At 70.1% G+C, this 22,345-nt stretch carries 24 protein-coding genes and 3 tRNA genes; 7 read left to right on the top strand and 20 right to left on the bottom strand.

Going from position 1 to position 22,345, the window contains the following annotated elements; translation table 11 throughout:
- The first annotated feature begins 81 nt into the window (after positions 1-81).
- Entirely contained in the window at positions 82-714 is a 633-nt protein-coding gene (locus ACIBA9_RS24675) for an NAD(P)-dependent oxidoreductase (RefSeq protein WP_399366179.1), read from the top strand.
- 899 nt (positions 715-1,613) lie between these two features.
- Here ACIBA9_RS24675 and ACIBA9_RS24680 read toward each other — a convergent pair.
- From ACIBA9_RS24680 to ACIBA9_RS24715, 8 genes are all read right to left on the bottom strand, one after another.
- Complete coding sequence (locus tag ACIBA9_RS24680) at positions 1,614-2,669, bottom strand: UDP-N-acetylmuramate dehydrogenase (RefSeq protein WP_399366181.1); 1,056 nt, start codon at positions 2,667-2,669, stop codon at positions 1,614-1,616.
- Between the two features lie 192 nt (positions 2,670-2,861).
- Positions 2,862-4,319: a DHA2 family efflux MFS transporter permease subunit gene (locus ACIBA9_RS24685; RefSeq protein WP_399366183.1), complete on the bottom strand. Its 1,458-nt coding sequence runs from the start codon at positions 4,317-4,319 to the stop codon at positions 2,862-2,864.
- Between the two features lie 88 nt (positions 4,320-4,407).
- On the bottom strand, positions 4,408-4,977 hold the full coding sequence (locus ACIBA9_RS24690) for a TetR/AcrR family transcriptional regulator (protein WP_399366185.1): 570 nt from the start codon (positions 4,975-4,977) through the stop codon (positions 4,408-4,410).
- Between the two features lie 100 nt (positions 4,978-5,077).
- Positions 5,078-5,506, bottom strand: coding sequence for a MaoC family dehydratase (locus ACIBA9_RS24695; protein ID WP_399366187.1), 429 nt, complete (start codon positions 5,504-5,506; stop codon positions 5,078-5,080).
- A 7-nt stretch (positions 5,507-5,513) separates the two neighbouring features.
- Positions 5,514-5,966, bottom strand: coding sequence for a MaoC family dehydratase N-terminal domain-containing protein (locus ACIBA9_RS24700; RefSeq protein WP_399366189.1), 453 nt, complete (start codon positions 5,964-5,966; stop codon positions 5,514-5,516).
- A gap of 196 nt (positions 5,967-6,162) precedes the next feature.
- Positions 6,163-6,327 carry a 50S ribosomal protein L33 gene (gene rpmG / locus ACIBA9_RS24705; protein WP_003948671.1) on the bottom strand — a complete coding sequence of 55 codons (165 nt, stop codon included), beginning with the start codon at positions 6,325-6,327 and terminating at the stop codon, positions 6,163-6,165.
- 91 nt (positions 6,328-6,418) lie between these two features.
- Positions 6,419-6,491: transfer RNA gene (locus tag ACIBA9_RS24710), tRNA-Met, on the bottom strand.
- A gap of 46 nt (positions 6,492-6,537) precedes the next feature.
- Positions 6,538-6,610, bottom strand: a tRNA-Thr gene (locus ACIBA9_RS24715).
- Positions 6,611-7,166: 556 nt separating this feature from the next.
- Between ACIBA9_RS24715 and ACIBA9_RS24720 the strand changes: the two genes are divergently transcribed.
- Positions 7,167-8,432 carry an amidohydrolase family protein gene (locus tag ACIBA9_RS24720; RefSeq protein ID WP_399366191.1) on the top strand — a complete coding sequence of 422 codons (1,266 nt, stop codon included), beginning with the start codon at positions 7,167-7,169 and terminating at the stop codon, positions 8,430-8,432.
- A 101-nt stretch (positions 8,433-8,533) separates the two neighbouring features.
- Positions 8,534-9,190 (top strand): SDR family oxidoreductase, encoded by a 657-nt coding sequence (locus ACIBA9_RS24725; protein WP_399366193.1) that lies wholly within the window; start codon positions 8,534-8,536, stop codon positions 9,188-9,190.
- A 40-nt stretch (positions 9,191-9,230) separates the two neighbouring features.
- On the opposite strand, the gene ACIBA9_RS24730 is transcribed toward ACIBA9_RS24725, so the two are convergent.
- From ACIBA9_RS24730 to ACIBA9_RS24770, 9 genes are all read right to left on the bottom strand, one after another.
- The gene (locus tag ACIBA9_RS24730) at positions 9,231-9,443 is read right to left on the bottom strand and encodes a hypothetical protein (protein ID WP_393900165.1); all 213 of its coding nucleotides are present in this window, start codon (positions 9,441-9,443) and stop codon (positions 9,231-9,233) included.
- A gap of 66 nt (positions 9,444-9,509) precedes the next feature.
- Positions 9,510-9,734, bottom strand: a complete 225-nt coding sequence (locus ACIBA9_RS24735) for a hypothetical protein (protein ID WP_362155079.1) — start codon at positions 9,732-9,734, stop codon at positions 9,510-9,512.
- A 307-nt stretch (positions 9,735-10,041) separates the two neighbouring features.
- Positions 10,042-11,193 carry a glutathione-independent formaldehyde dehydrogenase gene (locus ACIBA9_RS24740; RefSeq protein ID WP_399366196.1) on the bottom strand — a complete coding sequence of 384 codons (1,152 nt, stop codon included), beginning with the start codon at positions 11,191-11,193 and terminating at the stop codon, positions 10,042-10,044.
- Between the two features lie 187 nt (positions 11,194-11,380).
- Positions 11,381-11,857, bottom strand: a complete 477-nt coding sequence (locus ACIBA9_RS24745) for a DUF6233 domain-containing protein (protein ID WP_399366198.1) — start codon at positions 11,855-11,857, stop codon at positions 11,381-11,383.
- A gap of 102 nt (positions 11,858-11,959) precedes the next feature.
- Positions 11,960-13,057 (bottom strand): PP2C family protein-serine/threonine phosphatase, encoded by a 1,098-nt coding sequence (locus tag ACIBA9_RS24750; RefSeq protein ID WP_399366200.1) that lies wholly within the window; start codon positions 13,055-13,057, stop codon positions 11,960-11,962.
- Between the two features lie 231 nt (positions 13,058-13,288).
- A complete protein-coding gene (locus ACIBA9_RS24755) occupies positions 13,289-14,503 on the bottom strand; it encodes a tyrosine-type recombinase/integrase (protein WP_399366202.1) in 1,215 nt (404 codons plus the stop codon).
- Positions 14,503-14,703: a helix-turn-helix domain-containing protein gene (locus ACIBA9_RS24760; RefSeq protein ID WP_399366204.1), complete on the bottom strand. Its 201-nt coding sequence runs from the start codon at positions 14,701-14,703 to the stop codon at positions 14,503-14,505. The genes ACIBA9_RS24755 and ACIBA9_RS24760 overlap by 1 nt, the downstream gene beginning before the upstream one ends.
- Positions 14,704-14,705: 2 nt before the next feature.
- Positions 14,706-16,079: a replication initiator protein RepSA gene (repSA, locus tag ACIBA9_RS24765; protein WP_399366206.1), complete on the bottom strand. Its 1,374-nt coding sequence runs from the start codon at positions 16,077-16,079 to the stop codon at positions 14,706-14,708.
- A gap of 47 nt (positions 16,080-16,126) precedes the next feature.
- Entirely contained in the window at positions 16,127-16,459 is a 333-nt protein-coding gene (locus tag ACIBA9_RS24770; RefSeq protein WP_399366208.1) for a hypothetical protein, read from the bottom strand.
- A 190-nt stretch (positions 16,460-16,649) separates the two neighbouring features.
- On the opposite strand from ACIBA9_RS24770, the gene ACIBA9_RS24775 reads away from it, so the two are divergent.
- Complete coding sequence (locus ACIBA9_RS24775) at positions 16,650-17,003, top strand: GntR family transcriptional regulator (RefSeq protein WP_399366211.1); 354 nt, start codon at positions 16,650-16,652, stop codon at positions 17,001-17,003.
- 126 nt (positions 17,004-17,129) lie between these two features.
- Here ACIBA9_RS24775 and ACIBA9_RS24780 read toward each other — a convergent pair whose 3' ends face one another.
- Together ACIBA9_RS24780 and ACIBA9_RS24785 are read right to left on the bottom strand one after the other, a co-directional pair.
- Positions 17,130-18,350, bottom strand: coding sequence for a multiprotein-bridging factor 1 family protein (locus tag ACIBA9_RS24780; RefSeq protein WP_399366213.1), 1,221 nt, complete (start codon positions 18,348-18,350; stop codon positions 17,130-17,132).
- 581 nt (positions 18,351-18,931) lie between these two features.
- Positions 18,932-19,013: transfer RNA gene (locus tag ACIBA9_RS24785), tRNA-Tyr, on the bottom strand.
- A gap of 386 nt (positions 19,014-19,399) precedes the next feature.
- Between ACIBA9_RS24785 and ACIBA9_RS24790 the strand changes: the two genes are divergently transcribed.
- Positions 19,400-19,888, top strand: a complete 489-nt coding sequence (locus ACIBA9_RS24790; protein ID WP_362155037.1) for a YajQ family cyclic di-GMP-binding protein — start codon at positions 19,400-19,402, stop codon at positions 19,886-19,888.
- A gap of 78 nt (positions 19,889-19,966) precedes the next feature.
- Here ACIBA9_RS24790 and ACIBA9_RS24795 read toward each other — a convergent pair whose 3' ends face one another.
- Positions 19,967-20,233: a GlsB/YeaQ/YmgE family stress response membrane protein gene (locus ACIBA9_RS24795; protein ID WP_362155034.1), complete on the bottom strand. Its 267-nt coding sequence runs from the start codon at positions 20,231-20,233 to the stop codon at positions 19,967-19,969.
- 237 nt (positions 20,234-20,470) lie between these two features.
- Here ACIBA9_RS24795 and ACIBA9_RS24800 point away from each other — a divergent pair, with 237 nt between their 5' ends.
- Positions 20,471-20,872, top strand: a complete 402-nt coding sequence (locus ACIBA9_RS24800) for a YccF domain-containing protein (RefSeq protein WP_362155032.1) — start codon at positions 20,471-20,473, stop codon at positions 20,870-20,872.
- A 488-nt stretch (positions 20,873-21,360) separates the two neighbouring features.
- On the top strand, positions 21,361-22,335 hold the full coding sequence (locus ACIBA9_RS24805) for a DUF2637 domain-containing protein (RefSeq protein WP_399366216.1): 975 nt from the start codon (positions 21,361-21,363) through the stop codon (positions 22,333-22,335).
- Positions 22,336-22,345: the final 10 nt, after the last annotated feature.

Here is a 22,345-nt window from a genome sequence, read left to right on the forward strand (position 1 = left end):
AGTACTTACCCACTCTAGGGGGAGACGGGTGAGTGAGCACTCACCCACCTGTCATCCACCCTTTCGAGTACGGGGGCAGACATGAACCTCACCGTTTTCGGCGCCACCGGCGGTATCGGGCGCGAGCTCGTCCGCCAGGCGCTCGACGCCGGCCACCGGGTCACGGCCGTGGTCCGCGATCCGGCCCGGCTGCAGGTCACGGGGGACACGCTGGAGGTGTTCACCGCGGACCTGAGCGATCCGGGGCGGCTGCGTGCCGCGGTCTCCGGCCGGGCCGCCGTTCTGTCCGGCCTGGGCCCGCGCAGCCGCAAGGACGCCGGGATCGCCACCCGGCTGACCGGCACGGTGCTGCGGGCGATGGAGGCCGAGGACGTACGACGGCTGCTGGTGGTCAGCGCCGGTCCGGTCGGCCCCGCCCCCGAAGGGGAGAGTGCCCTGGACCGCGGCATGCGCGGTGTGGTGTCGGCGGTCCTCAAGGACGTCTACACCGATCTGCGCGAGATGGAGGCCGAGCTGGCCCGCAGCGGCACCGACTGGACCTCGGTACGGCCGCCGCGCCTACAGAACAAACCGCTCACCGGCCACTACCGCACGGTCGTCGGCGGCTTCCCGCGCAACGGCCGCTTCATCGCCCGCGCGGACGTCGCACACGCGATGCTGTCGATGATCACCGACGAGACGACGGTCAGGCGGGGGGTGGGGGTGGCGTATTAGGGGAGGGGGAGGGAGACGGCTCGTGGCCGACCGCGGGGCTGGGGGGCTAGGGCTGGGGGCCGGGGGGTCGGGGGGCCATGAGACCGGTGGCTTCGGGGCTGGCCGGGGCCACGGGCCGGGGCCACGGCCGGTGACTTCGGGCTGGCCCAGGGGGCCGGGGGTGAGGAGCCGGGGCCAGGGCCAGAGCCGGGGCCGGGGCTTTGGGCCGGCCCCTGGCTGGGGGCGATGAGACCGGTGGCTTCGGAGCTGGCCGGGGCCACGGGCCCGGGACTTCGGGCTGGCCCAGGGGGGCCAGGGATTGGGGCCACGGCGAGGGGCCGGGGCCAGGGGTCGGGGGCAGGGGGCCAGGGGCCGGGGGCCAGAGCGAGCCAGGGCCAGTAGCCGGAACCAGGGGCGGGGCCCCAGGGCCAGGGGCCAGGACCGGGGCAGGGCCAGGGGCCGGGCCAGGGCAGAGCCCCAGGGCCGGGAGCCGGGGCAAGAGCCAGAGCCGGAGCCGGGCACGGGCCCGTGGCCAGGGGCACTGGCGGCTTTGGCCCGGCCCAAGGCCGGGGCGCCAGGCCGGGGCTTCGGGCTGGCCAGGGGTCAGGGGCCAGACCGGGGCCAGTAGCCGGGGCCCCAAGGCCAGGGGCCACGGACCGGGGCAAGGGCCGGGGGCCGGGGCTTTGGACTGGCCCAGGGCCGAAGCGCCGGGCCGGCTTCGGGCTGGCCAGGGCCAGGGATCGGGCCGGGGCCGGGGCAAGAGCCAGAGCGGGGGCAGGGCCCCGGGGGCCAGGGGCCGGACCGGGGCCCGTAGCCGGAACCAGGGCCGGCGCCTCAGGGCCAAGGCCGGGGCCGGGTCGGTGGCTGTGGGCTGGGCGGGGGTTGGTGGGTCGCGGGTTCTCGGGGGCGGGCCGGTGGGATCAGAGGCTGACGCCCACCGTCACCGGCTCGTTGACCAGGGTGATGCCGAAGGTCTCGCGGACGCCGGCGACCACCTCACGGGCCAGGGCCAGCAGGTCCTCGGTGGTGGCTGCGCCCCGGTTGGTGAGGGCGAGCGTGTGCTTGGTGGAGATGCGGGCGGGCCCGGTGCCGTAGCCCTTGGTGAAGCCCGCCTTGTCGATCAGCCAGGCCGCGGAGGTCTTCCTGTGTCCCTCCCCCGCCGGGTAGGCGGGCGGCTCGGCATCCTCCCCCAGCCGCTCGCGCACGCGCGCGCGGAACGCGGCGAACTGCTCCTCGGTGAGGATCGGGTTGGTGAAGAAGGACCCGGCCGACCAGGTGTCGTTGTCCTCGGGGTCGAGGACCATGCCCTTCCCCGCGCGCAGCTTCAGCACGGTCCGCCGGGCGTCGGCGAGCGGCACCCGGTCACCCGGCTCGACACCGAGCGCACGGGCCGTCTCCGCGTACTTGACCGGCGCGGACAGCCCGCCCGCGTCCTCCAGCTCGAAGCGGACGCGCAGCACGACGAAGCGCTCCGGGTCGGCCTTGAAGCGGCTGTGGCGGTACGAGAAGGCGCACTCCTCGTTCGTCAGCGTGGCCGTCTCACCGGTCCGTCGGTCGTAGGCGATCACCTCGGCGATGGTGGCCGAGACCTCCTGGCCGTACGCCCCCACGTTCTGGATCGGCGTGGCGCCCGCGGACCCCGGGATGCCCGCCAGGCACTCGATCCCGGCGAGCCCGGCCTCGACGGTGCGGGCGACGGCGTCCGTCCACACCTCGCCGGCCGCGAGCTCCAGCGTCGTACCGCGCAGCTCGACCCCGCGGGTGGCGATGCGCAGGGCCGTGCCGTCGAAGCCCTTGTCACCGATGACCAGGTTCGATCCGCCACCGATGATCAGCAGCGGGGTGCCGGTGTCGTCGGCCTCGCGGACGGCGGCGATCACCTCGGCGTCGGTCCCGGCGGTGACCAGCCGCGTGGCGGGACCGCCCAGCCGGAAGGTGGTCAGCGGGGCAAGGGGGGCGTCGTGGAGTACCTGCACGGGCCAAGACTACGAGACACCTCCGACAGCACGGCACGCCCGCACGCACGCCGTGTCAGGCGGACACACACGCGGTGCCCGACTCCACCGCCCCCGCCGCACACACACGCGCGCGGACCCTCATCCGTTCCGAGGGCCACGCGCGCGTGCGGGTCGTGTCACCGAAGGCCGGCCCGGGCGGGGCCGGCCGGATCAGGAGGTGGTCGTCTCCAGTACCGGGGCGGGCACCTGCTCGCCCGCCGGGGCGAGCCGGCCCGCGGTACCGCGGCCGGCCGGGATCAGCAGGGCCGCCACCGCCGCGAGGGCGACCACCGCCGAGCCCGTGACCAGGGCGGGCCGCAGGCCGTCGACGAAGTCCTGGGCGCTCGCGTAGCCGCCCTGCGCGGAGAAGATCGACGACATGACCGCGATGCCCAGCGCGCCGCCGACCTCGCGCAGCGCGTTGTTCGCGCCGGAGGCGATGCCCTGTTCCTGCGGGCGGACGCTGGACATGACCAGGTTGGCCGCCGGGGCGAAGTACAGCGCCATGCCGACGCCGCTGATGACCAGGGCGGGCAGCTGGACCGCGTAGGAGGCGTGGGCGGTGGCCACGACGGCCATGTAACCGAGGCCGACCGCCTGGAGGAACAGGCCCGTCGCGACGACCGGGCGCCCCCCGACGCGGTCGGAGAGGATCCCGGCGACCGGTGCGACGAGCATCGGCATGCCGGTCCACGGCAGCATCCTGAGGCCCGCCTCGGTGGGCGAGTAGCCGAGGACGCCCTGCATGTACTGGCTGAGCAGGAAGATCGAGCCGAACATCCCGACGAACATCAGCAGGCTTGCCGCGTTGATCCCGGAGAAGGCGCGGGAGCGGAACAACCGCATCGGAAGCATCGGCGCGGCCGCGCGGGAGCTGTACAGGACGAAGCCCACCAGCAGCGCCCCGCCGGCGATCAGCGCGGTCAGCACCACGGAGTCGGTCCAGCCGTCGGCGGGCCCGCGGACCAGGCCGTACACGATCCCGAAGAGGCCGCCGCTGGCGAGCAGTGTGCCGGGGACGTCGAGCCGGGCGCCGGCGCCGTAGGACTCGGCCAGCCGCAGCCGGGCGAGCGGCAGCACGGCCAGGCCCAGCGGAACGTTCAGCCAGAAGATCCAGTGCCAGGAGACGTGCTCGGTGAGACTGCCACCGATGAGCGGTCCGGAGGCGACGGCGAGCCCGTTGACGGCACCCCAGATGCCGTACACGGTGCCGCGCCTGGCGGCGGGCACGGCCGCGGTGAGGAGGGTCAGCGTGAGCGGCATCATCACGGCCGCGCCGACGCCCTGGACCGCGCGGGCCGCGATCAGGGAGCCGATGCCCGGAGCCATGGCGGCGGCGGCGGAGGCGGCGGTGAAGACCGCGAGCCCGGCTATGAACAGCCGGCGCCGGCCGAAGCGGTCGCCGAGTGCGGCGCCGAACATCAGCAGGACGGCGAAGGTGAGCGTGTAGGCGCTCACGGTCCATTCCAGGTCGTCCAGCGCGCCCCCGAGGTCCTGGCGGATGGACGGCAGGGCGGTGGTGACGACGAGGTTGTCGAGGGCCGCCATGAATCCGGCGACGCTGGTGATGACGAGGGCCCACACGGCGCCCCCGCGCCCCGGGCCGTGCTGCGCGGTCTGCTCTGACATCTCTCCCCCAGGAGTGGTTGATTCCAGTTAGTTATTGATGACTAACTTTCGTGGACAAAAGAAAGGCGAGGTGCCTTCCCGGCTTGCCTCACGTGCCGAGGCGCCCCGCCAGCCGGGCCGACGGATCGAGCCCCCGCCACACCCGGTGCTCGGGAGGGAACCCCATGGACACCAGACAGTTGATGAGCATCCCGCAGGCCAGGAAGTCGGTCGTCTCGCCGTCGTCCGCGCCGAGCGCCAGACGCACGGTGTCCCACAGGCGTGTCCAGCCGTCCCGTACGCCCTCGCCGAACTCGCGGTCGCCCTCCTGCTCCGCGGCGGCCACGGCGACGTACATCTGCATCTGCATCATCAGCCGCTCGGGGTGTTCCGTGATGAGCGCGGTGTACGCGTCCCCCATGGCATGCAGGGCCTCTTCGCCCCGCAGCCCCTCCGCGGCCTCCTCGAAGGTCCGGATGGTGTCTTCCACGCACCGCTCCGCCGCCGCGAGGAAGATCGCCTTCTTGCCCGGGAAGAGCCGGAAGAGATACGGCTGCGAGACCCCGACCCGCCGGGCGATCGCCTCGGTGGAGGTGCCGTGGTACCCGCCGCGCGCGAACTCGGCGGTCGCCGCGCGCACGACGCTCTCGCGGCGCTCCTCCGCACTCATTCTGGGCATGCGGCCAAGTTAGTGCTCAATAACTAACTTGGCAAGCCGGAAGGAGGGGGGCGCCTCGCATGGAGTGCGCCCCCTGCCCCCTGCCCATGCCCCACCGGTGTCAGGCGAGGTGGACGACCGCCCGGGACATGCCCAGCACCTTCTGGCCCGCGCTGATCGCCGTGAGGTCGATGCGGACGGTGTTGTCGTCCAGCTTGGCGCCCACCTTGCCGCTGACCTCGATGAGGGCGCCCTCGTCGTCGTTCGGCACGACGACGGGCTTGGTGAACCGGACGCCGTACTGGACGACCGCGCCGGGGTCGCCGAGCCAGTCGGTGACCACCCGGATCGCCTCCGCCATGGTGAACATGCCGTGCGCGATGACGTCCGGCAGGCCGACCTCCTTGGCGAACTTCTCGTTCCAGTGGATCGGGTTGAAGTCCCCCGAGGCGCCCGCGTAGCGCACGAGCGTGGCCCGGGTCACGGGGAAGGACTGCGCCGGCAGCTCGGTGCCGACCTCGACGTCGTCGTACGCGATCTTCGCCGTCATCGGTTCCTCACGCCTCCTCGGCCGCGCGGGCCACGAGCTTGGTCCAGGCGGTCACGACGTGCTCGCCCGCCTCGTCGTGCACTTCGCCGCGGACGTCGAGGATGTCGTTGCCCGCGAGGGACTTGATCGCCTCGATGGTCGAGGTGACGGTGAGCCGGTCGCCGGCCCGGACCGGGCGGTTGTACTCGAACTTCTGGTCGCCGTGCACCACGCGGCTGTAGTCCAGGCCGAGCTGGGGGTCCTGGACGACCTGCCCCGCGGCACGGAAGGTGATGGAGAACACGAAGGTCGGCGGGGCGATCACATCGGGGTGACCGAAGGCCTTCGCGGCCTCGGCGTCCGTGTACACCGGGTTGGTCTCTCCCACCGCCTCGGCGAACTCGCGGATCTTTTCCCGGCCCACCTCGTAGGGAGCGGTGGGCGGGTAGGTCCGTCCCACGAAGGACTGGTCGAGCGCCATGGCCCCGGCACCTCCTGGTGTCTGCTGTGATGGCCCCAAATTAGCCGGAAATCGGCCGTGGATCGCACACGGGGCGAGTCGCGGGGCGGGTGGTCGTCCGCCCCGCGCCCAGGGCCGGGGCCGCGAAGACGCCATGGGGCCGTGAAACGCCGTGAGGCCGCCCCCTGAACGGGGACGGCCTCACGAACGAGCCTATTTATCGCGTTTCGCGGTGCGCGGTGTGCGCGTTGCAACGCGGGCAGTGCTTCTTCATCTCAAGTCGATCCGGGTTGTTACGCCGGTTCTTCTTGGTGATGTAGTTCCGCTCCTTGCACTCCACGCAGGCCAGCGTGATCTTCGGGCGGACGTCGGTGGCAGCCACGTGAGTGCTCCTATAGACGAACGGTTGGACTAAGACAACGCAAGAAAGAGTAGCCGATCGAAGGACCGACCCCGCAATCGGCTACTGTCAGTAGCGGTGACCGGACTTGAACCGGTGACACAGCGATTATGAGCCGCTTGCTCTACCGACTGAGCTACACCGCTGCGATGCGATCGGGCCCCGTCTCGCGACGGGAACCTCTCACACCAGAGCCCCAAAACGGAATCGAACCGTTGACCTTCTCCTTACCATGGAGACGCTCTGCCGACTGAGCTATTGGGGCGAGCGATGAAGACATTACACGGTCCGCCGCCGTTCACCCAAATCCGTATCCGGCCGCCCCTCAGGACCCGCTTCCCAGCCCTCTCGGCCACCCCTCGAGTCCCGGACGGCACCGGGGTGTTGGCGCGCCGGAGGGTGCCGGCGACGGCGTGGCCGCACACGCGCGTGGACGACATGTGCGGCCCCACGCGCGGGCGGTGTCCGCGGGTGTTCCCGGGGCCGTCGGTGCGGGCGCGGCGTCGAACCGTCCCGCTCCCGTGTGCGTGCTGAGCGCCGGGAACGGGGCGGTCGTCGACCGGAGCGACATGTGCCACGCGCGTGGGCGACACGCGTACCTCCATGGGTGGGCCACACCGGTACGACTATTGCGCTCCTGCGCGACCCGGGCGGCGCGTCACCCTAGGCTCGACTCACTCTGCGTGATCTTGAGGTGGTCCCCGCCGCCGAGCCGCTCACGCCCCCGGCCCCCTCCGCCCCGCAACCCCCCTACGCCCCCTCGACACCTCTGAGCCCGCACGCCGGTCGCCCCGAGCCCCCGGCCCCGTCTCTGGAGCGCGATGCCCGACAGCCAGCCGCAGCCCCACCAGCCGCCGAACCCGTCGGGGTCCTCCGGGCCGTCCGACCCGGCCGCCCTGCTGCTGTGCGGGGCGCGGCTCACCGACGGCCGGACCGTCGACGTACGGCTGAGCGGCGGGCGCATCGAGGCGGTGGGCACGGCGGGGAGCCTCGCGCCGGGTCCGGCCCGGGCGGCCGCCGCGCGCGTGGACCTGAGCGGTTACCTGCTCCTCCCGGCGCCGGCCGAACCGCACGCGCACGCCGACACCGCCCTGTCCGCCGAGCGCCCCGGGCCGGTGTCGTACGCCCCCGAGGAGGTGCAGCGCCGGGCGACGGAGGCCGCGCTGCTGCAGCTCGGGCACGGGGCGACGGCGCTGCGGGCACACGTGCGCGTGGGCGACGTCCAGGGACTTGGCGCGCTGGGGGCGGTCCTGCACGCACGGCGGTCGCTGCGCGGGCTCGCCGAGCTGGCGACGGTGGCGATGCCGCGGCTGCTGACCGGGGTGGCCGGTGCCGACGGGCTGGCGATGCTGCGGGACGCGGTGAAGATGGGCGCCTCCGTGGTGGGGGGCTGCCCGGACCTGGACCCCGATCCCACGGGCTACGTGGAGGCGGTCCTGGAGGTGGCCTCCGAGCACGGCTGCCCGGTCGACCTGCACACCGACGCCACCGACCCGGCCCGGTTGTCCCGGCTCGCGGCGATGGCGGGAGGCCTGCGCCCCGGCGTGACGATCGGACCGTGCGCCGGTCTCGCGCGCCTGCCCGCTCACGCCGCCTCCCGGGTGGCGGAACAGCTCGCGGCGGCCGGTGTGACGGTGGTGTGCCTGCCGCAGGGCGGCTGTGGCGCCGCCGACCGGCAGGGCACGGCTCCGGTACGGCTGCTGCGCGCGGCCGGGGTGCGGGTGTCGGCCGGCAGCGGCGCCCTGCGCGACGTCTCCAACCCCGTCGGCCGCGGCGACCCGCTGGAGGCGGCCTACCTCCTCGCCTCCGCCCACGGTCTGCGCCCGGAGGACGCCTACGACGCCGTGAGCACCTCGGCCCGCTCGGCGCTGGGCCTGCCGGACGTGCGCGTGGAGGCGGGCTTCCCGGCGGAACTGCTCGCCGTGCGGGGCGACCACCTGGCCGGCGCGCTCTCGCTGGCCTACAGCAGGATCGTGGTGCACCGGGGCCGGGTGGTGGCACGCACCAGCGCGGTGCGCGAGTACTGCAGTTCGGCGGCGGCAGCGGAGCTCGGGTTGCCTCGGCAGGGGCGCAAGGAGCTGTCGTGAGCGCCCCCGGGTACTCGCCCGGCCGGACGAGCCGGACCCGGTCGGGCGACGCCGGTTAACTCGTGCGGCGGATGCGCCTCTTCGGGCGTACGGTCGGAATCATGCGCATTGTCATCGCTGGTGGTCATGGTCAGATCGCGCTGCGGCTGGAGCGTCTGCTCTCCGCGCGCGGGGACGAGGTGGCGGGAATCATCCGCAAGGCCGAGCAGGGCGACGCTCTGCGGGCGGTCGGCGCCGAACCGGTGCTGCTCGACCTGGAGTCCGCTTCGGTGGAGGAGGTCGCGGCCCATCTGCAGGGCGCGGACGCGGCGGTGTTCGCGGCCGGCGCGGGCCCGGGCAGCGGCACGAGGCGCAAGGAGACGGTGGACAAGGGCGCGGCGGTGCTGTTCGCGGACGCGGCCGTGCGTACGGGCGTACGCCGTTTCGTGGTGGTGTCCTCGATGGGCGCGGACCCCGCGCACCAGGGGAACGAGGTCTTCGACGTGTACCTGCGCGCCAAGGGTGAGGCCGACGCGTACATCGCCCGGCAGGACGCGCTGGACTGGACGATCCTGCGCCCCGGGACGCTGACGAACGACCCGGGCACCGGGCTGGTCCGTCTGGAGGCGCACACCGGGCGCGGCCAGATCCCGCGGGACGACGTGGCGGCCGTCCTCGCGGAGCTGGTGGACACGTCGGCGACGGCCGGTCTGACGCTGGAGCTGATCAGCGGGTCGACGCCGGTGTCGGTCGCGGTGAAGTCGGTGGCGGGGAACTGACACCGGCGCGGGCCGGGGGGCCGCGTAAGGCCGCCGGTCCTCAGAACAGAGGCAGCTGACCGGGGAAGTCCGGCACGGCGTACCCGTCCAACGACGGTTGTGCGGCCCCGAGTTGCGCCTGTTGCCGGGACCCGGCGCACGAGACGAGTTCCCCGCTCCCCCGCGCCCCGGGCGGGTCGTGGCGTGCGAAGCGGCCGGCGACGACGGCGATCTCACGGCGGCACACGGGGCAGGTTCTGCGTCGGGAGGACATGCCGTCAGTGTGCCTGGGGAGGGATGCCGGCGGGCAGGGGTGACGCCGGGGTGCCGGGCCGTCGCGTCACGTCCGGGACTCCGTCTCCCACCGGTCCGGACCGACCCCGCGCCAGTCGATCAGCGGCGAGTCGACGACCTGCTCGGGCTCGATCTCCAGCCCGGCCCGGCGCAGGAATTCGACCAGGTCCCGCACGTTGTGCGCGAGGCCCAGGATCTCGCCGTCCACCCGGACCCGGCGACCGCCGGTCGGGGAGGGCAGGTGCACGATGATGGGACGTTTCCCGGCCATGGCTCCAGCATCGTCCGGACCGCCCGGACCCGCACCCGGGCCGGTCATTCGCAGATTCCCAGCGGGACGTCCGGCCGACCCAGCGGGCACACCGCGACACCCCCTTCGGTGAGCGCGCGTGGCGACACCCGACAGCAACCGTTCATATGTTCGATTCTAGCGGCCCCCGCACCGAAGCGGAGTCACTTCTTCAACCAGCTCGCCGCGACCGCGAACTGCCGGTCCGGCACGACGCGTTCCGCGCGTCCGGGCAGGCCGGGGGGCGCCACCAAGGTGATCCGGGCGCCGTGGGCGCCCGGATCATGTCCTACGCGGCGAGGGCGTGGCCTGGGTGGAGCACCACCTTGGTGTAGCCCTCGATGCGCTTGTCGAACTTCTCGTACGCCTGCGGGGCATCCTCCAGCGGCAACTCGTGGGAGACGACGAAGCTGGGCTTGGCCCGCCTGGCGATGATCATGTCGCGCAACTGGCGGTTGTAGCGCTTGACGTTGCACTGGCCGGTGCCGACCTTCTGGCCCTTCTCGAACATCCTGCCGATCGAGACCAGGAGCTGGCCGTGTTTGGCGTGCTCGTCGGGCCCGCCGGGGTCGGAGGGCACGTACAGCCCCGGAATGCCGAGCCTGCCGGTCGCCCGCACGGTCTCCACCAGTTCGTTGAGGACGATGGCGGGTTCCTCGTGGCTGGTGTCGTGCGACTGGGCCTGATACCCGACGGCGTCCACGCCCTTGTCGGTTCCCTCTCCGTTCGTGTGCTCCTTGATCTGCTCGGCCGGGTCACCCTTGGTGAAGTCGATGGGGATGGCCCCGATCTCCTCCGCCTTGGCCAGTCGCTCGGGCACCCGGTCCACCGAGAACACCTTCGCGGCGCCCCGCAACAGGGCCGAGTAGGCGGCCATCAGGCCCACCGGTCCGGCGCCGTACACGGCCACGGTCTCGCCGGGTGACACCTGGGCGAGCTCGCAGCCGTGGTACCCGGTCGGGAAGATGTCGGCGAGCAGGACGAAGTCGGTCTCGAACTCCTCCCCGGGCGGCAGTTTCAGGCAGTTGAAGTCGGCGAAGGGCACCCTCAGCCGCTCCGCCTGGCCGCCCTTGTACGGGCCCATGGCGACGTAACCGTAGGCACCGCCGGCGAATCCGGGATTGACCGTGAGGCAGAAACCCGTCTCCCCGGCGAGGCAGTTCTTGCAGAACCCGCACGCGACGTTGAAGGGCATCACGACGCGGTCCCCCACGGACAGGGAGGCCACGCCACTGCCGACCTCCTCGACGACCCCCAGGTTCTCGTGCCCGAAGACGATGCCCGGCTCGGCCGCCGTGCGACCCTCGTACATGTGCAGGTCGGAACCGCAGATGGCAGACGACGTGACCCGTACGAGGACGTCGTTGGGGTGCTGGATCTGCGGATCGTCGACGTCCCTCACCGTGACGCTGAAGGGCTTCTCGTAGACAACGGCTTTCACCTCAGTCACCTCCGCGGCGAGCGTTGTGGGACGGCAGCGAGGAGGGGCGGCTGCCGGGTGGTCGCACGCGAAGGCGCGGCCCTCGGCCTGTGCCGTGGCCTGTGGGCTCGCTTCACCGTCGGTACTTCCAGCTAACGCCCGCGGCTCACCGCCTGCAACCCGCCCCGGCGGCCGTCGGCTTGGCCGCTCACCCCAGGTCGATGCCCAGCTCGGTGTCCGGCCGGCAGAACGCGCACGGCTCGATGGTCGGGTCGGTGAGCGCGGCCCGCGTCTCGTCGGCCCTGACGCGGTGCGGTGTGCCCTCGATCATGGTGCAGTCGGCCTGGTGGATGACCGCCGGCTCGGGACCGGCCGGTGTGCGCTTGCGCTGGACGACGTAACCGGTCACGACCGGGGGCGGGTTGAAACCGGGCAGCGGACCCGCGGCCTTCCCGCCGCGGCTCGGCCGCCAGCGCGGCGAGCCTTCGGCGCGTGCCAGTGCGGCGCGTACGGCCTCCCGCTGGAGGCGGAGGTACAGGGCGACGGTCTCGTTCTCGGCGAGCAGCTCGTCGAGGTACGCGAGGATCGCCCGGAGCCGGCGCGGGTCGGGCGGCAGCAGGGTCACGGCGCGCCGGGTGCGTACGCGAGCTCGTAGGGAATCGGTCGCATGGCCGAATTCAAGCATGTGTTCGATTTTTGATGCGAGTGGAGCCGCCTTCAGGGAGAGCCGTGGCGGTCCGCGCGGAGGCCGACCCCCGAGCTGCGCTTGGGTAGCCGCCAAGGACGGTCACCCCACGTCTGCCCCTCCGGAAGGTGTCCGTGGCGGGCCGTCGGCCCGGTCGGCGACGATCACCGCCACGTCGTCCGCCAGCTCTCCGCCGGTGTGACGGATCAACGCCTGGTGCAGTCGCTCCAGGAACTCCGGTGGGGCGGGGCCGACGCCCAGCCCCTCCAGTGCCTCTGGCAGGGCGAAGAATTCGCCGTCGCGATCGCGCGCCTCGATCACACCATCGGTGTACAACAACAGACGGTCACCAGGGAGGAACGCATAGCTCTCGGGCTTCTCGGGGAGGCCGGTGAGGAGGTCCTCGAGGCCGAGCGGCGGCAACGCCGAGCTCGGCGTCAGGGGTGCGGCCCTGCCCTGGTGCAGCAGCAGCGGTGGGGGATGTCCACGGTTGACCAGCTGCACCACGGGCTGGTCCGGCACCTGCGCGATGAGCGCCGTGGTGAACCCCTCCAGCACAACCTCCGGCCCATACGCACCCGGCACGGAGGCCTCCCGCCGCAGGGCAGCCGCACAGCGGTTCATGACCTCGACCAGGTCTTCCTCGTAGTGCACGGCTTCCCGGAACGCGCCCAGCGCCGCCGCGACGGCCCGCACCGCGGACAGTCCCTTGCCGCGCACATCCCCGACGATCATCCGAACGCCATAGCGTGTCTGCACGGCCTCGTACAGATCGCCGCCCACCCGTGCCCCGGTCCCGGCCGCAAGACACAGGCTGCCGGCCCACAGCGGGCCCAGGCGCGCGGGCACGGCCCGCAACACGACCTCTTGGGCCGCCACCGCGATGCGGCGGACCTGGTCGAGCTCCCTCTCCCTGCGCCCCAGCATGGCGCGGCTGGTGAGGAACCCCGCCACGGAGACCAAGGCCAGAGCCAGGAAGTTGCTGTAGACCTGCGGGGTGCCCCACGCCCCGTTGAAGGTCGCGGTGGTCACACTGATCACCAGCGCGAGGGCCGCCGCCGCGGTGGTGCCCTTGGGCCCCAACGTCACCGCCGCCAGGGCCGGGACCGCGGTGAGGAAGGGGCCCGTATAGATGAAGTGCGCAGGGGTGAGCTCGATGACCAGCACGGCCAGCGCGATCAAGAAGGGCACACACTGCATCAGCGTGAAGATGACCCGGTGATGACCGACTGCTCCAGGCCACGCGGGTGAGCGCAAGAGCGACTTCATGCACCAAGCCTGCAACGAAGAAACCCCCTCCCACCAGCCGTGAGGCTGGTCGGAGGGGGTTTCCCTCAGCGTGGCGGCGCCAGGATTCGAACCTGGGAAGGTAAAACCGGCAGATTTACAGACTCCGGTGAACGATCAGGCACACCGGCCGATCTGTGCAGGTCAGCCGTCCTGGTCTTCAGCCTCCGGAGCAGCGCCCTTCTCGTCGTGCAACGGCCGTGCCACGTCGCCCTTGATCCTCTTGGCTTTCCTGACACGAGCCCGCTTAGCCCGCTCGTGATCGGCATTGAGTTCCTTGGCGATCTCCGCATCCTGGCCGTCCCGAGAGCGGGCGTAGTGCCGAGTCGTGACACTCGCATTGGCATGGCCGAGTCGCTTGGCCGCAGCCATGACACCATGCCGGTCGGCCACCTGGGAGGCATGCGTTGCTCGGAGATCCTGCGGGGTGACGTCCTTGAGGCCGGCGCACTCCACGGCCTTGTCGAAGTGCGTTCGGCGCCATGAGTTGTACCGGAGAGGGCGCCCAGTACGACCGAGGAACAGCAGCGCTTCGGGATCGTCAGCCACGCGCGCGGTGAGGTGCTCTTGGAGCTCCCGGACGAGATACGCGGGCAGCGTCAAAGGTCGCTTCTGATGGGACTTCGGAGTGTCGAAGAACAGTTGCCCGGCGTCCTCCGCCAGAGCTTCATCCACCCAGATCAGACCGTTGACCAGGTCCACATCCTTCCGCCGCAGGGCGAACCCCTCACCGATCCGCAGCCCGGCATACGCGAGGAGCTTGACCAAGAGGTCATGCGGTCGGTTGAGGTTCGAGATCAAGCGTTCGACCTCGCGAGTGCTCAGGATGTGCGGCTCGGTCTCGGGCAGTCGTGGAAGCTTGATCCCCCGGCACGGCGTGACCGCGATCAGGTCGTTGTCGACCGCAGACGCGAAGATCTGGGACAGCACCCGGTAGGCGGTACGAGTACGCGAGGCACTCAGCCCGGCTTTCTGGAGTCCGGCCAGCCATTCCTTGATGTGGATCGGACGGACCGCCGACAGTTCGTAGCCACCGACCCGAGGGTTGATCCACAGACGGATCAGTCCGGCGTAGAGCGTCACCGTCCGTCGCTTCAGGTGTGGGGAAGCCGAGTCGAACCACCGCTTGCCCCACTCGGCTACGGTGATCTTCCCCGCGCTCGGGTCACGGAACGTGCCCTTGATGATCTCCGCCTCAGTGGTGGTGAGCCACAGATCGGCGTCCGTCTTCGTCTCGAAGGTGTGCGGCGCGGACCGCAGGAGGCCCGTTGCCGGATCACGGTACCGGGCTTGCCAGCGGCCGGACCCAAGTTGGCGGACCGCGCCGAAGCGCCGACGCCGCCCACGACTGTTGGGCATCAGGCCACCGTCCTCAACCGGCGGACGACGCGATGCACCGTGTTCGCGGCGATGTACTCGTCTACCGCGCTCTGCGGGATGCGGACATGCCGCCCCACTTTCACGAAGGTGATCCGGCGTTCCTCGATCAGGCGCCGGGGGAAGCGGACGCCGGTCCCGAGCACTTCGGCGACTTCCTGAACGTCCAGGAGCCGATCCATAATCACCACTCCCCCTCAGCTTCAACGGTCAACGCGTCGGCCAGCGCCTCACGGGCGGTCTCTCGGTTCAGTTGGATCTCCTTTGCGATCGATGCGGCGAGCCAGGACTCACCCGGCGTGTGGCCCTGTCCGGCGTAGGTCCAGTGGGCGAGCACCAGAGTGGAGCCCTCCGAGTCGTCGAGGTCCTCGGAGAGCCCGCGGTCTCGGCGTTCCTGGCGTGCCCGGTAGTCGGCGCGGACCTGGCGGAGTGCGCCGAGGGTGGTGGAGTACTGGCGGGACTTGGTCGAGAAGTGTCCGCGGAAGCCGAGCATGTGAGCCCAGCGGGCCAGCAGCCGATCCGGGTAGGCCGCGTCGAGCGTCCAGCACGCTTCGATCAGGCGCCGGGTGTGGTCGGGCAGTGGCAGCTTGTCGAGTTCGGAGAGCTCCCCGATCCGGCGGTCCACGGTGCCCGTTGTCTCGGCCGCTTTGGTGGCGTACTTGGCGACGTAGGAGGCAACGGCCTGCTCGGTCAGTTCTTCGTGCCCGAGGGCGCCGATGGGCTGCACGTCGACCTGAGATCCCCACCGCAACTCGCGTCCGGCGAAAGCGCCGGCGGAAGGCACCGGCACGGCGACCCGACCGGCAGCGGCGCGGATCGCACCGTCGAGGAGAGCGACCGTGGCCCAGGCCGGGGGCGCGGTGTCGGGACCGTCCGGGCCGTCGAGGCGCACCACGGCGTGAAAGTGCACGCTGCCGCGCTTCTGGAACTCGGCGACCTTGCCGAAGGAGACTCGGCACACCTCCCGCATGGCCGACTGGGTCAGGCCCGCGCGGGCGGCGATCTCCCGGCGCAGGTAGATCGTGAAGCGCCGCCAGAGGTCTCCGGCGAAGTTGTTCCACAGGACCGCACCCGGATAGTCGTAGCGCTCCGGGTCGAGCGCGGTCCCGAGGGCGGGGTCGTCGTCGGCGTGCTGGGCACCGCAGCGGCAGCGCCCGGAGTCCGGCCGGTTGTGGACCGGGCCGAACGAGGGCGCGGTGAGCGTGGCGAAGACGCGAGGGTGATCCCGAACCGTCTCCGGCACGTCCTTGCGTTCGTCGCCCGTGATCCCGGCACGGATCAGGTGGTAGGTGTCCCCGGCGTAGGTCCAGGCGCAAGCCGGGCAGCGAGAGGCTCGCCGGTTGCCACAGGCGACGCGGAGCATGCCGCCCGGCTCATGCTCGGTGCTGTAGGAATACAGGACATCACCGGTCTTGGCATCCCGGGTGACCGTCTCGCCCGCGAGGCGAATTGGGTGGGCGCAGCCACCGGTACGGCGGACCTGTTCCTGCCAGCGGTCGAAGCCGGGCGAGTTGGCCACCCGCAGCAGATCAGCCAGCGTCAAGGGATCAGTGCCCATAGAGGCCGCAGCACCAGCTACGGCCTCCGGGGGGACGGGGAACACCGTCACGCGGCGACCTCAAGACGAGTCCGAGACACGAGCGCCGACAGGCGGGCAATCTGTGCCGCGTGCCGACCCTTGGCGTTGTCGCTGGTCTCCTCCGAGGTGATCCCGCCGGACGCGTACTCGGCCAGACCGGAGCCGCCGCAGATCGGGCAGTAGACGTCCAGCGGCGAGTAGTCACCAGCGAAGCCGGAACCCGCGCAGATACCGCAGTCGGCCCACGGCCGCGAGGTCAGGAAGTACAGGCACTCTGCAGGGTCCGCGCACTGTGCGTCACCGCACGCCGGGCAGGTCCGCCGAAGTGAGACGTGTACCCGAACAGGAGAGGAAGGCATGATGGGGCTTCCCTTCGTGGGACGAAGGAGGGCGGCGACTTGCTTGGCGGTAGGGCGCCGCTCTCCGGGCTTAGCCAGGCGTCAACCTGTCTAACTTCTCTTGTGTTACCTAGATTAGTTTCCTCATGGCTATGCGCAAGACCTGGGGGCAGATTTCTTTAGGTCACTTAGGTAACCTGGAGACGTGACTGTGAGCCCTGACGACCCCCGTAACGCCTACGAGCAGGTAGCCGACGATCTACGGAAGAAGATCGCTTCCGGAGCTCTCAAGGCTGGCCAGCGGCTCGACGGCAACGCCAAGATGGCGGAGCGCTACGGCGTTGCGGCGATGACGATCAGGCATGCCCTAGACATCCTCAGGAAAGAGCGACTGATCGTCAGTCAGCAGGGCCGTGGGACTTTCGTAGCCAGCGATCCAGAGAGCGCGGAATCGCCCGAGCAAGCCACCCAGATGGTTGGCGAGCTTGGCGAGATCAAGGCCGCACTGGACCTGATCAACTCGCGACTCGATCGGCTTGAGGAGCAGGTACGCGAGCGTCCTTGATGGAGGTAGACAGCCGCTCAACGCGCTCGGTGACTTCGATGAGCTTCCTCCTGACGTCGTGCAACTCGACTAATAACCGCGCCCGGTCCGCGACCCTCACGGCAGACTTCCCCCTGTCAGTAGTGATCAGCCCAGCTTCATGCTTGTGGCGAGACGCCTGATCTCCGCCGTGTGCGAATGCCTGTCAGTCGACCGCAGATCATCAACGATGTTGCGAGCGATCGGCCGGTTGCGCACGTGCTGAGGAGCGATCGAGTCCGCCCGCAGGATCGCGTCAGCCGCAAGCGCCGGTTTGCCGTTCATCATCTGCCCGGCCGCAGTGCAGACCCAGAAGTGCGACTGTCGCTCGCCGGACGCGATGCGAGCGATGTTGACCAGCTCGGCACGCGAGAGCACGTCGCGAGGGTGCCCCAGCTCCAAGCTCACCTCCACCGAGTGAATCTCTGCGTTCACGGCATTGAACTGAGTTTGGAAGGCGTTGCCGTCCTCGGATACGCCGGCCGCAGCCTGGCGAGCCTCGGTCAGGTGCGCTTCAGCCTCCGAGCGATCCCAGAGACGCGACCACGCGACCGCCGCACGAAGGTGCATCGCGCCCCACAGGGCACGCACTGTCTGATCATCCGTCGCTAGATGAGGTTCGAGGTCATCAAGAGCCTTGCGCGCCATGTCGCGGGCCGCGCCGAGTTCACCCTCATGGAGCCAGACGCCGCAGAGGTCCCAGCGGGCAGCGGCTTGAAGAATCGGCGACTCGGCACGCTCCGCAGCCACCAACTCCCGCTGTACCGCACTCCAGCCAAGATCATGGTGCCCCAACAGGTTGGAAGACACGCGGGCCATGTGACTTGCCCGCAGCATGAGCGCCTCAGCCCGAGATACGTCCTCCCCTTCGGCCGCATCACAGAGGACGACCAGGTCACGAAGGATCTGGGGAAGAACATCGCCCAGGGCCGTGAACTTCGCATCTTGCCGCAGCCTCTCGGCAGCCTCGACGCGCACCGCCAGATCGGGGAGGGCGGGGTGAACCGTGCTCGTGATGAGAGCCGCCCCGCCGGGCATGGTCGCCTGTTGGAGGGCGAGGCGGAGGCCGGGAATCGCAGCATGGCCGGAGTCGAGTTCCGCGGTGTCGTGCCGATACGGCTGACCGGTCAGTTCGACAACTTCCACACCGAGCACTTCGGCAAGTTGACCGAGGACGCTCATGCGATCGAGCGGGAGGCGTCCAGTTTCGATCTTGGAGACCCAACTAACGGAGCGATCGACAGCAGCCGCCAGTTGCGCTTGATCCCAGCCGAGACGACGCCGTGCCCTTGCTACGCGCTGCCCCGTAGTCAGTTCAGCCCTCATCATGGGTTCCCTTCGACACTACGACGGTACCCACGCCCATCCGTTGGCACTGTCAGTAAAAGTGACAGTGGACGCTTGAACGGCCCTCCAGCAGGCCCGAGTTACGGGTTTCTCTACCTCATCAAGCCCCGGCTGCGCTCCGCTCCGCCGGGCGCGCTCCCGGCTCCGCTGCGGGCGCCGCTCCTGCCTCCGGCCCGCTCCGCCCGCGCTGCGCCGACGCGCGCCCTGGTGATGGTTGGCCTGCGGCATGAGGTCAGAACACGTCGTGGCTGGGGGCGGTCGGCTCCACGACTTTAGCCAGCCACTTTGGCGCGAGCCTCGAAGATCATGGCCCAAGATCGGGCACTAACGGGCAGGCTCACAAACCTGCCCGATCCGCTGGCTAGCGTAATGGGCCAGATCACTCGCGCCAAAGCAGCTCCCGGCCAAAGTCGCTCCGTCGACCGCGTGATCAAGGTCACCCGCGTGCCACGACCGTGCCAGAACGAGCGGGGAACGGCGGGGAGCGATGGGGAGAGGTAGTGGGTGGAAACGAGAACGGCCCCTGACCAGACTTGCTGGTCAGGGGCCGTATCCCACTTGCGTGGCGGCGCCAGGATTCGAACCTGGGAAGGCGAAGCCGGCAGATTTACAGTCTGCTCCCTTTGGCCGCTCGGGCACACCGCCAGGGATTGCTGCCGATCACACCCCCTTTGGGGCGGTGCTCCCTGGCAACGACGTAAACAATACCCGATAGGCAGGGGTGCTCCGCCACCCGATTGATCGCCACCCCTCGGGCACGGGACGGCCCGGGACCGTCCCGTGCCGCGCTGACCCACCGGCGGTCACCGGACGCGGTGCGCGGCGAGGTGGAAGGCCGCCCGGTACCGGGTGCGTTCGGGCGATCCGGCGACGCGGCGAGGTGCCGTGGCTGTCGCCGCGCGCCCACCGGGGACGACGGGACAGCCCTTAGGCTGGTGCGGATGCGGCCCGGCACAATGCCGGGCCCGGCGGCGGCCACCACGCACGCCGGCACGCACCCGACACGCACGCGATACAAGGAGCCACAGGACATGGCCGACTCCAGTTTCGACATCGTCTCGAAGGTCGAGCGGCAGGAGGTCGACAACGCCCTCAACCAGGCCGCCAAGGAGATCTCGCAGCGCTACGACTTCAAGGGCGTGGGGGCCTCGATCTCGTGGTCCGGTGACAAGATCCTCATGGAGGCCAACTCCGAGGACCGGGTGAAGGCTGTCCTCGACGTCTTCCAGTCCAAGCTGATCAAGCGCGGGATCTCGCTGAAGGCGCTCGACGCGGGCGAGCCCCAGCTCTCCGGCAAGGAGTACAAGATCTTCTCCTCGATCGAGGAGGGCATCTCCCAGGAGAACGCCAAGAAGGTGGCGAAGATCATCCGCGACGAGGGCCCCAAGGGCGTGAAGGCCCAGGTCCAGGGAGACGAACTGCGCGTCAGCTCCAAGAGCCGCGACGACCTCCAGGCCGTAATCACCCTGCTCAAGGGCAAGGACTTCGACTTCGCGCTGCAGTTCGTGAACTACCGGTAGGCGGTAGGTCCGGGACGGACAGCGGGGAGGGTGGGCACCCGGTCGGTGCCCACCCTCCTGTCGTTCAGTCCCTGTCGTTCAGTCGCGCGAGTTGCCGAACAGGAGGCGGTAGACGATCAGCAGCACCAGGGAGCCGCCGATGGCCGCCGCCCAGGTGGCGCCGTCGTAGAAGTTCTTGCTGATCGGGTGGTCCAGCCAGCGGGCCGAGATCCACCCGCCTATGAACGCCCCCGCGACGCCGATGAGGGTCGTACCGATGAAGCCGCCGGGGTCGCGGCCCGGGAGCAGGACCTTGGCGATGGCTCCGGCCAGCAGCCCGAGGATGATCCAACCGATGATGCTCATGCCGTGAACCTGCCCTTCCGCGCGGTGGCCGCACTGTCGGCCCCCGGATGTCCCGATGAGGGCCCGCCGACCGTCGCGCGCGTGTTCGTGCCGTCTCTGGGGAGGAGGACGTCACGGGGGTGCCGCCCGGTTGCGCCGGCCGGTGAGGCCCACCCGCGCTTCCGCCTTGACAGGTGATCAGCTGATACTGGTGGCAGCGGGTATGCCGACGGAGCGACCTGGAGAGGTGTGCCGATCATGAAGGTGCTCAACCTGCTGCTCAACATCCTCTGGCTCGTCTTCTGCGGCTTCTGGATGGCGCTCGGCTACCTCGTCGCCGCGCTGATCTGCTTCGTCCTGATCATCACGATCCCGTTCGGCATCGCGTCGCTGCGCATCGCCGGCTTCGTCCTGTGGCCGTTCGGGCGCACCACCGTGGACCGGCCGGGCGCCGGTGCGGGGTCCTTCGTCGGCAACGTGATCTGGGTCGTCTTCGCGGGATGGTGGCTGGCGCTGGCCCACCTGGTCACGAGCATCCCCCTGTTCCTGTCGATCATCGGGATCCCGTTCGGCTGGGCGAACCTGAAGCTCCTGCCGATCTCGCTGATGCCCCTGGGGCGGGAGATCGTCGCCACGGACGAGGCTTTCGGCGGACGCTGACTCTTCGATGGGCGCCGACCCGACGCGGGCGCCCACCGACATCGGAATATCTATTTTACGGGCCCCGCTTCAGATAATCCTCGACCCCGAGATCTTGCGGTCCCCCCCTGATCGCGCTCGGGGTGGTGTGACGTCGGTTTTTCGGGGAAAACCCGCTCGTTTTTCATTCCTCATACGGGCATCATGTATTCGCCCACCCAGGTGAACCTTCACCCGTTTGCCGCGCACCCATCACCGCACGATGGAGTTATTTGAAATGTGATGAAGGCATCGAGACTGGGTCCTTACACCTACCTGCCTGCGTCGGCCGGTACGAATACCACCACGGGAGTTCTGATGAAGGGGGGCCTTCCCGTCGCGCTTGAGGTGACCGAAGAGATTCTCCAGGATTTCATGGACGCAATGCACTTCCTGGAAAGAGACGTCTCAAGGCGCTGGGTGACCGCGGGAACCTGGTCCTGTGCCTCGTCGGCGGAATGAGACCCGCCATGTGGGACGGGCAAATGGAATATTATCCAGATCCCCCTGCCGATAATACGGACGATTATTACAGTCCCGGAGGCCGGCACCGACTGCCCACCGAGGACGTCTACCCCACCCTGATTCCCCCGGAATCGGGCTGGGACCCTGCAGAAGAGCTGGCCTTCATGCTGCAGGACGCCATCGAGCAGCAGCCGAAGATCCCGGTCGCACGCCATGAGGACCACTTCGCGAGTCCGGGGCCGAAGACCTCACGCGATGCCCTGGTGGAACTCACAGCCGAGCTGTCCCCGGTCAAGTCGGCCTCGCGGGGCCATCGCAAAGTCCGGGAGAGACAGCGCCCGAGCAGGGCGCGCGTCGCCAGCTACACCATCGCCGCACTGGTGACCGTCATCGCGTCCGCCGTGAGTATTTTCGGCGGTCTGATCGCCTACGATCCCCTTCGGTTCGTGGCGGAGACCCGGACCCAGAGCAATGTGGTCTCCTGGTGGCCGTTCCTGGTGTTCGGCCCCTGGCTCGTGGCGTCGCTTTCCATTGTCCGCGCAGCGCTGCATCAGCGCCGGGCCTTCCATTCCTGGTCCGTGCTCCTGCTGTTCTCCGCCGTCGCCATGACGCTGTGCGTGGCGCAAGCGCCGAAAGACCTCGTCGACACCGCGGCGGCCGCCCTGCCGAGTTTCGCCTCACTGGCCTGCTTTCAGCAGGTAGTGCGTCAGATCACCCTCACCAGGCCGCCCCGACGGACGCTGCCCCGGCACCGGTTGCAGCCCACCGAGGCGTCCGGCAACGAAGCCACCGACGCGCGGAAACAGGGCGGTACGCCGTCGACCAGCCTTTCTCAGGAAGATCACACGAGTGAAAAGCCTAGTTTCGACGGCACATCTGCTTCTTCCCGACGTCGCCCGGCTCCGGCCGCGCCAGCAGATGGCCCTGGACTGCGCCATCTGCGCCCGTCCGCTGGGCGCGGGCGGTCGGATGCTGGGTGAAGTGCTGCAC

This window comes from Streptomyces sp. NPDC051452 (assembly GCF_044454765.1).
GTDB lineage: Bacteria > Actinomycetota > Actinomycetes > Streptomycetales > Streptomycetaceae > Streptomyces.